Source organism: Pseudomonas sp. HMSC066A08 (assembly GCF_001813025.1).
GTDB classification, from domain to species: Bacteria; Pseudomonadota; Gammaproteobacteria; order Pseudomonadales; family Pseudomonadaceae; genus Pseudomonas; species Pseudomonas aeruginosa.
Genome location: NZ_KV811193.1, coordinates 1 through 451 on the forward strand (window position 1 = coordinate 1; position 451 = coordinate 451).

Annotated in this window: 1 rRNA gene; it reads right to left on the minus strand. The window is 51.9% G+C overall.

Annotated features, from left to right (window positions below):
* Window positions 1-451 (minus strand): 23S ribosomal RNA (locus tag HMPREF2886_RS01450); the annotation flags it as partial.

Sequence of the window (451 nt, forward strand, 5' to 3'; positions counted from 1 at the left end):
ACTTTGGGACCTTAGCTGGCGGTCTGGGTTGTTTCCCTTTTCACGACGGACGTTAGCACCCGCCGTGTGTCTCCCATGCTCGGCACTTCTGGGTATTCGGAGTTTGCATCGGTTTGGTAAGTCGGGATGACCCCCTAGCCGAAACAGTGCTCTACCCCCCAGAGTGATACATGAGGCGCTACCTAAATAGCTTTCGAGGAGAACCAGCTATCTCCGAGCTTGATTAGCCTTTCACTCCGATCCACAAGTCATCCCCTACCTTTTCAACGGGAGTGGGTTCGGTCCTCCAGTCAGTGTTACCTAACCTTCAACCTGCTCATGGATAGATCGCCCGGTTTCGGGTCTATACCCAGCGACTAAACGCCCTATTAAGACTCGCTTTCGCTACGCCTACCCTATACGGTTAAGCTTGCCACTGAATATAAGTCGCTGACCCATTATACAAAAGGTA